We start from the raw sequence: 7,638 nt of genomic DNA, 5'->3' as shown, positions 1-7,638 counted from the left end.
TCCACCGTGCCGACGAACAAGGTGCGCTCCAGCGCGGTGTAATAGCCCGAGATCATCGGGAAGGTGTTCAGCGACAGGATATCGCCATGCTGAAGCACCCGCGCGGTGACCGGGTTATGGGCGCCGTCGGTGTTCAGGCCTGACTGGAACCACACCCAGGTGTCACGATATTCGGCATCGGGAAAGCGGCGGGCGATTTCGACCTCCATCGCGTCGCGCCCGGCCATGGCGACGTCAATCTCGCGCACCCCGGCGCGGATCGCCTCGTGAATGGCATAGCCGCCGACATCGGCCACCGCGGCACCGGCGCGGATCAGGTCGATCTCGGCCTTGGATTTGCGCATCCGCTGCTGCATCGAGGCCGGGGCAATGTCGATCATCCCCGCCGGGTTCAGGAACGACCGCAGCTTGTCGGCCTGCACCAGCGTCAGGTGATCCGCCTCGTATCCGATCACCCGGCCTTCGCCGGTCACATGCCGCACCGCCCGCCAGAAATTATCGCGCGCCCAATCGGTATAGGTCAGGCTGTCGCCATGACAGCGCCGCCAAGGCTGACCGGCGTCGATCCCGGCGCTGATCGTGACATGGCCCGACGCGGTGACGACAAGGCCGAACGGGCGGCCAAAGCTGCAATACAGAAACCCCGAATAATAAGCGATCGCCTGCATCGAGGTCAGCACCACGGCCTCGGCACCAGTGGCATCCATCGCGGCGCGCAGGCCCATGATGCGGTGATCGTATTCCTCGGCGGAAAACGGCAGCGGCACCTTGTCGCCATTGTGATAGCGGAAAAATTCGGGGCGGTTCAGTTCGGTCATGTCAACCTCAGGAAACGGACCCGCATCGCGCCGGGTCACAAACAATCCCGGCGTTCAGGACGGCTGGCATATCAGGTCTGCCAAGCGCGGGGCACGCGACCCCGTGGCGACGCCATCGCCTTCGCTTGGCGACAGATTGAACGAGGTTCGGGTTTTCACGCAAGACCGAATTGCGGATTGCGCCCTTGTCCGGGCCGCTTGGGTCGCGCAAACTGATTGGACCACCAATTTTCCGGACAAAACTCATGCGCCCTGGCCCCAGAAACCTGATCACCGACGTGCCCGGCCTGCTGGTCGGGAATGCCGAAGATCACATGGTGAAAACCGGCGTCAGCGTTCTGCTGGGCGCGGCGCCGTTCACCGCTGCCGTGCATGTCATGGGCGGCGCGCCCGGCACGCGCGAGACCGACCTTCTGGCGCCCGACCGTCTGGTGCAACAGGTGGATGCGCTGGTGCTGTCGGGCGGATCGGCCTTTGGGCTGGATGCGGCCTCGGGCGTGGCGGATGCGCTGCGGGCACAGGGGCGCGGCTTTGTCGTCGGCGACCAGCGGGTGCCGATCGTGCCCGGTGCGATCCTGTTCGATCTGCTGAACGGCGGCGACAAGGCATGGACGGCGAACCCTTATAAGGCACTTGGCGCGGCGGCGCTTGCGGCGGCCTCGGCCGACTTCGAAATCGGCACTGCCGGGGCAGGCACCGGGGCCACGGTCGCGGGGCTGAAAGGCGGGCTGGGATCGGCCTCGGTCGTGTTGGAGAACGGCATCACCGTCGGCGCCTTGGTCGCGGTCAACGCCTTGGGCGCGGTGACGATGGGCGACGGGCCGGAATTCTGGGCCGCGCCATATGAGATCGACGGTGAATTCGGCGGGTTGGGCATCGGTCGGCATGACCCGCTGGCCCGGCCCCGGATCAAGACCCTTGAGGGCGGCAATACCACCATCGCAATCATCGCCACCGATGCCGCACTTACTCAGGCCGAGGCCACGCGCATGGCCACCGCCGCCCATGACGGCATGGCCCGCGCCATTCAGCCCAGTCATACGCCGCTGGACGGCGATCTGATCTTTGCCGCCGCCACCGGCGCCCGCGCCCTGCCCGATCCGGTTCTTGACGCGCTGGCGCTGGGACATGCGGCGGCGACCTGCCTTGCCCGCGCCATCGCTCGTGGCGTCCACGCCGCCCGCCCGGCCGCCAACGATCCGTTTCCCACCTGGACCGACAGGAAGGGTTCGATTTGACCGCTATTCACATGTTAATTAAAATATGAACACACCCCCCGCATCAATGGACGCGGGGCTTAGGCGCGTGGTTTGACCATGCGCAGACTGAGGGAGAATACCATGGCTGCTACCGACCTGAAATCGCGTCTGACCGATCAAAGCCTGCTTGAAACCCGCGCCTATGTGGCGGGCGAATGGATCACCGCCGACAGTGGCGAAACCTTCGAGGTCACCAACCCCGCGCGGGGCGACGTGATCTGCTCGGTTCCCAATCTGGGCCGCGCCGAAACCGCCCGCGCCATCGAGGCTGCCCGCGTTGCGCAGATCGGCTGGGGCAAACGCACCGCCAAGGAACGCGCCAATATCATGCGGCGCTGGTTCGATCTGATGATGGAAAATCAGGACGATCTGGCAAAGATCCTGACCGCCGAGATGGGCAAGCCGGTGCCCGAAGCCAAGGGCGAAATCGCCTATGGCGCGTCGTTCATCGAATGGTTCGCTGAAGAAGGCAAACGCATCTATGGCGAGACCATCCCCGGCCACCAGTCCGACAAGCGCCTGATGGTCATCCGCCAGCCCATCGGTGTTGTCGGCGCGATCACGCCGTGGAACTTTCCCAACGCCATGATCGCCCGCAAATGCGGCCCGGCCATCGCGGCGGGCTGTGGGTTCGTGGTGAAACCGGCGGGCGAAACCCCGCTGTCGGCGCTGGCAATGGCAGTGCTGGCCGAACGCGCCGGTATTCCCAAGGGGTTGTTCTCGGTCGTGACCTCGACCTATGCCGCCGATATCGGGCTGGAGTTCTCGGAAAACCCGACCATGCGCAAGATCACCTTTACCGGCTCGACCAATGTCGGCCGCATCCTGATGCGCCAGGCCGCCGATCAGGTGATGAAAACCAGCATGGAGCTGGGCGGCAACGCGCCGTTCATCGTGTTCGACGACGCCGATCTGGACGAGGCGGTGATCGGGGCCATCGCCTGTAAATTCCGTAACAACGGCCAGACCTGCGTCTGCGCCAACCGCATCTATGTGCAGGCCGGGGTCTATGACGCCTTTGCCGAAAAGCTGACCAAGGCCGTCGCGGCGATGAAGGTCGGCGACGGGTTGGAAGACGGCACCGATCTGGGGCCGCTGATCACCGAAAAGGCGATCGAAAAGGTCGAAAGCCATATCGCCGATGCCAAGGCAAAAGGCGGCGACGTGGTGCTGGGTGGCTACCGGATGGAGGGCGAGGGCTGCTTCTTTGCCCCGACCATCATCACTGGCGCCACGCAGGACATGGATTTCGCCCGCGACGAAACCTTTGGCCCGCTGGCGCCGCTGTTCAAGTTCGACACTGTCGATGACGTGATCGAAATGGCCAATGACACGATCTTTGGTCTGGCCTCGTATTTCTATGCCCGCGACATCAGCCGGGTCTACAAGGTGGCCGAGGCGCTGGAATATGGCATCGTTGGGGTCAACACCGGGCTGATCTCGACCGAGGTCGCGCCCTTCGGTGGCGTCAAGCAATCGGGGCAAGGCCGCGAAGGCTCGCGCCACGGGATCGAGGATTACCTTGAAATGAAATACATCTGCCTGGCGGTCTAAGGCGGTAAAACCGCCCCCTGAAACGCGAAAGCGCGCGGCCTTTCGGTCGCGCGCTTCGTCATTGCGGGATTGGCGTCAGCCTTGTTCGACGGCCTTGGCCTCGACCGTTTCGCCGGTGGCGATCTCGATCCGGCGCGGTTTCAGGGCTTCGGGCACTTCGCGGACCAGATCGACATGCAGCATGCCGTCAGCATGGGTGGCACCGGTGACCTTGACGTGATCGGCCAGCGCAAAGCGGCGCTCGAACGCGCGGGTGGCGATGCCACGGTGCAGATAGGTGCGCTCGGTCTCGTCAGCGGCCTTGCGGGCGGCGATCACAAGCTGGCCCTCTTTCACATCGACCGACAGTTCATCAGCCGAGAACCCGGCCACGGCGACGGTAATGCGATAGCCATTGTCCGAGGTTTTTTCGATGTTGTAGGGCGGATAGGTCGGCTGAGACACTTCGGCGGTCAGCGCCCGGTCCATCAGGTCAGCCACGCGGTCAAAGCCAACAGTGGCACGATAAAGCGGCGACAGGTCAAAATTTCGCATGGGTCATCCTCCAAAAAGCGATGCGTTTCGGCCCTCCCTAGGGGACGGGCCATGTCACGGTTTCAGGCCCGAAAGCGGCGCCTGACGACCCTTATCTGGGAATGGAAAAATGCGGTTTCAAGACCTTAAGGCCGCAGGAATTTCGCCCCGCCGACCGCGGTCTCGTTGTTCTGACCAAAGCGCCGGATCAAAGCGCCGGTGTTGGGGAAAATACTGTCGCCCGCATCAAGCCGCCCTTGCAGCAGGGTCAGGTTGTTGCCCAGCGACACCCCCAGCGACACCGGTTTGCCATCGACATCCGACATCGCCGATACCACCGACACGATCCGCGCCTCTTGCTCTTCGATATGGAACACCGGCGACCCGGACGCGCCGAAATCGACATTGCACGACATCATCAGCACCCCGGCCCGACCGGCCAGAACGTGACACACCTCTTGCAGCGACGGCGCTTCGGCCCGGTCCTGCGCGTAGGAAACCACGCCGACCTCGTCACCTTTGCGCGGCCGTCCCGAGGTGGCAAAGGGCTGAACCCCCGGCAGGCGGATCGGGCGATCCAGTTGCAGCAGCGCCAGATCATAAGCCACACGGGCAACACGATCGGCCGCCAGCACATCGAAACGCGGATGCACAACGGCGGCGCGAATGCCGCGATAGGCCTCGGCACGGCCATTGCGCCAGCCCGCCAGAAACTCCAGCTCGCCCACGTCGAACACCGCGCCGGTCTTTTGATCAAAAAGGCAATGCGCCGCGGTCAGCACCACATCGGGCGCGATCAGCGAACCGGTGCAAAAACCGCGATTGCCGATGTTCAGACGCCCGACACCCAGCCAACCCTTGCCGGCATCCGAGGTCGCAAGCGCCCGCAAGACCGATTCCTCGGCCAAAACCGGCAGGGCCGATGCCAACAGCATCAGCGCCCCCAGAACATATTTGGCAAAACGGCGTCGCATCCATCCTCCTGCCCGAACACCCGGCCAGCTTAGGCACAGGATGGGGCAGGATTGTGTCCGCGACTAGCCCAAACTGCGCGGCATCGGGCCACCTGTCGCCCAGTCCAGCAACTCGACCGTATGCACCACCGGCACCCCGGTGCCCGAGCCGATCTGGATCATGCAACCGATATTGCCCGCCGCGATCACATCCGGCGATTTCGCCTCAAGCGTCCGCACCTTGCGGTCCTTCAACTGGCCGGAAATCTCGGGTTGCATCAGGTTATAGGTCCCCGCCGAACCACAGCACAAATGGCTGTCGGCCGGCTCGACCACCTCGAACCCGGCGCGTTTCAGCAGGGTCTTGGGATGGGTCTTGATCTGCTGGCCGTGCTGCAACGAACAGGCGGCGTGATAGGCCACCCGCAGCCCCTTATCCGCGCCCTCGGGCAGGTCCAGCTGCATCAACAGCTCGGACACATCCATCGCCAGACCCGAGACCGCCGCCGCCTGATCGGCCAGCGGATCGTTGCGGAACATATGGCCGTAATCCTTGACCGTGGTGCCGCAGCCGCTGGTGTTGATAACGATCGCATCCAAGCCCTCGCCCGCCATCTCGGCACCCCAGGCGCGAATGTTGCACGCCGCCGCGCTGTGGCTTTCGTCGGTCTTGCCCATGTGATGGGTCAGCGCCCCGCAACAGCCCATGCCGCGCGCGATCACCACTTCGCAGCCCAACCGCCGCAGCAGCCGGATCGTGGCATCGTTGATATCGGTATTCAGCGCCTTTTGCGCACAGCCGGTCATCAGCGCCACGCGCTTTTTCCGCGGCCCGACCGCCGGAAACACCTGAGGATCGTCATTGCGGCTGACCGGAGGGATCTGCTTCGGCGCCATCTCAAGCATCGCCCGCAGCCGCGCATCCGGCATCAGCCGCGCAAAGGGCCGCCCGATCTTGGCCCCCAACAGCGCCAGCCGGAACCGCCCCGGATAGGGCAGGATCCGCGCCAACACCCAGCGCAGAGCGCGGTCGCGCCATGGCCGCTGATAGGTGTTCTCGATATGCTCGCGCGCCAGATCGACCAGATGCATGTAATGCACACCCGAGGGGCAGGTGCTCATGCAGGCCAGACAGGACAGGCAGCGGTCGACATGTTTGACGGTCTTTTCATCCGCCGCCCGGCCGCTTTCCAGCATTTCCTTGATCAGGTAGATCCGCCCGCGCGGACTGTCCAATTCGTCGCCCAGCACCTGATAGGTCGGACAGGTGGCAGTGCAGAACCCGCAATGCACACAGGCGCGCAGGATCTGGTTCGCGCGCTCAAGACCGGGATCGGTCAGTTGCTCGGGCGTGAAAAAAGTCTGCATGTGCTCAGCCCATCAATCCGGGGTTCAAAATGCCGCGCGGGTCGAATTCGGCCCGCAGTTTCGCGCTCAGCGCTGCCACGGGCGCGGCTTCGGGGTGGAAACTGGGAATATCCCGGCGGGTGGCCTCGCTGGCCCTGATCAAGGTCGCATGGCCGCCGATCCCGGCCAAGGCCGGACGAATGTCGCGCCCCTCGGGCACCAGCATCCAGATCAGGCCGCCGCCCCAGTCGTAAATCGCGCGCTCGGGCGCCACCGCCGTCACCGCCGCAGGCCCATCCGAGGGCTTGACCGACACCCGCCACACGTCGCCCGAAAGCCCGGCAAAGCCTTCGACATCGCGGATCCAGGACCAGCCCGCCGCCACCCGTTCGGGATCGGTTTCAACCACGCTGTCACCGAACCGCGCCAACAGGGCTTGCAACCGCCCGGCGCGATACGCCACCGCATCGGCAAAGCCTTCGATCCGGATCATCGTCACCGGCGCGCCGTCCAATCCCACCGGCACATGCGCCGCGCCGGACACCTCGAACGGCGACCCCAGCGCCGCCGACAGCGCCGCCACCGCCCGCGCATCACTCAACCCTTCGATCAGCACACAGGCCGCCGCCTCGGGCGCGGGCAACAGCTTGAAACTGACCTCGCTCAACACGCCCAGCGTGCCCCAGCTTCCGGCCATCAGCTTGACCAGATCATAGCCGGTGACGTTCTTCATCACCCGACCGCCATTGCGGATCACCGCGCCACTACCATCGACAAACCGCACTCCGATCAGACTGTCGCGACAGGCCCCGGCCTGAATCCGCCGCGGCCCCGAAGCATTGCTGGCCACCACCCCGCCAATCGTCGGCGCGCCCTCGGTGCCCAACAGCGCGCGGTGATCCATCGGCTCGAACGGCAGGCGCTGGCCCTCAGCGGCCAGAACCGCCTCGATCTCGGCCAGCGGCGTGCCCGCCCGCGCCACCAGCGTCAGCGCCCCCGGCTCATACAGCTCGATCCCGCGCAATTCCGCCACCGACAGAACCGCGCCCGGCCCGGCCTGCCCGATCGCCCGCGTGCCGCCACCGCGAATGCGCAGCGGTCCCGCCGCATCGGCCACGGCTTGCGCCAATTCTGCTTCTGTCGCTGGGGTCATGCTTCTTCTTTGCTCCAAATATCCTCGGGGTGAATTGGCCG

7 protein-coding genes are annotated in these 7,638 nt (G+C 64.9%); 2 read left to right on the top strand and 5 right to left on the bottom strand.

Translation table 11 applies throughout. The features are described from left to right. The coding region (locus tag ABYW26_RS07755) for an aminopeptidase P family N-terminal domain-containing protein (protein ID WP_372604203.1) at positions 1 to 818 on the bottom strand (818 nt) is incomplete at its 3' end. A 245-nt stretch (positions 819 to 1,063) separates the two neighbouring features. On the opposite strand from ABYW26_RS07755, the gene ABYW26_RS07750 reads away from it, so the two are divergent. Further along, positions 1,064 to 2,056 carry a P1 family peptidase gene (locus tag ABYW26_RS07750; RefSeq protein WP_372604202.1) on the top strand — a complete coding sequence of 331 codons (993 nt, stop codon included), beginning with the start codon at positions 1,064 to 1,066 and terminating at the stop codon, positions 2,054 to 2,056. A 102-nt stretch (positions 2,057 to 2,158) separates the two neighbouring features. Next, a complete protein-coding gene (locus tag ABYW26_RS07745) occupies positions 2,159 to 3,631 on the top strand; it encodes an NAD-dependent succinate-semialdehyde dehydrogenase (RefSeq protein ID WP_372604201.1) in 1,473 nt (490 codons plus the stop codon). A gap of 75 nt (positions 3,632 to 3,706) precedes the next feature. Here ABYW26_RS07745 and ABYW26_RS07740 read toward each other — a convergent pair whose 3' ends face one another. The 4 genes from ABYW26_RS07740 to ABYW26_RS07725 form a co-directional block, all read right to left on the bottom strand. Next, positions 3,707 to 4,165 (bottom strand): Hsp20 family protein, encoded by a 459-nt coding sequence (locus tag ABYW26_RS07740; protein ID WP_372604200.1) that lies wholly within the window; start codon positions 4,163 to 4,165, stop codon positions 3,707 to 3,709. A gap of 125 nt (positions 4,166 to 4,290) precedes the next feature. Continuing rightward, complete coding sequence (locus ABYW26_RS07735) at positions 4,291 to 5,118, bottom strand: serine protease (protein WP_372604199.1); 828 nt, start codon at positions 5,116 to 5,118, stop codon at positions 4,291 to 4,293. 63 nt (positions 5,119 to 5,181) lie between these two features. Next, positions 5,182 to 6,465, bottom strand: a complete 1,284-nt coding sequence (gene glcF, locus ABYW26_RS07730; protein ID WP_372604198.1) for a glycolate oxidase subunit GlcF — start codon at positions 6,463 to 6,465, stop codon at positions 5,182 to 5,184. A 4-nt stretch (positions 6,466 to 6,469) separates the two neighbouring features. Beyond that, the gene (locus ABYW26_RS07725) at positions 6,470 to 7,597 is read right to left on the bottom strand and encodes an FAD-binding protein (protein WP_372604197.1); all 1,128 of its coding nucleotides are present in this window, start codon (positions 7,595 to 7,597) and stop codon (positions 6,470 to 6,472) included. Positions 7,598 to 7,638: the final 41 nt, after the last annotated feature.

Origin of the sequence: Actibacterium sp., assembly GCF_041584535.1 — a bacterium.
Classification (GTDB): domain Bacteria; phylum Pseudomonadota; class Alphaproteobacteria; order Rhodobacterales; family Rhodobacteraceae; genus Actibacterium_D.
The sequence above is the reverse complement of the archived record's forward strand: the minus strand, read 5'-3'. Positions and strand labels throughout refer to the sequence as shown.

What these genes read in the sequence shown, in the direction of transcription:
- ABYW26_RS07745 (WP_372604201.1), top strand. Translation starts at nt 2,159, where the DNA reads ATGGCTGCTACCGACCTGAAATCGCGTCTGACCGATCAAAGCCTGCTT.
- ABYW26_RS07740 (WP_372604200.1), bottom strand. Translation starts at nt 4,165, where the DNA reads ATGCGAAATTTTGACCTGTCGCCGCTTTATCGTGCCACTGTTGGCTTT.
- ABYW26_RS07725 (WP_372604197.1), bottom strand. Translation starts at nt 7,597, where the DNA reads ATGACCCCAGCGACAGAAGCAGAATTGGCGCAAGCCGTGGCCGATGCG.
- ABYW26_RS07735 (WP_372604199.1), bottom strand. Translation starts at nt 5,118, where the DNA reads ATGCGACGCCGTTTTGCCAAATATGTTCTGGGGGCGCTGATGCTGTTG.
- ABYW26_RS07750 (WP_372604202.1), top strand. Translation starts at nt 1,064, where the DNA reads ATGCGCCCTGGCCCCAGAAACCTGATCACCGACGTGCCCGGCCTGCTG.
- glcF (WP_372604198.1), bottom strand. Translation starts at nt 6,465, where the DNA reads ATGCAGACTTTTTTCACGCCCGAGCAACTGACCGATCCCGGTCTTGAG.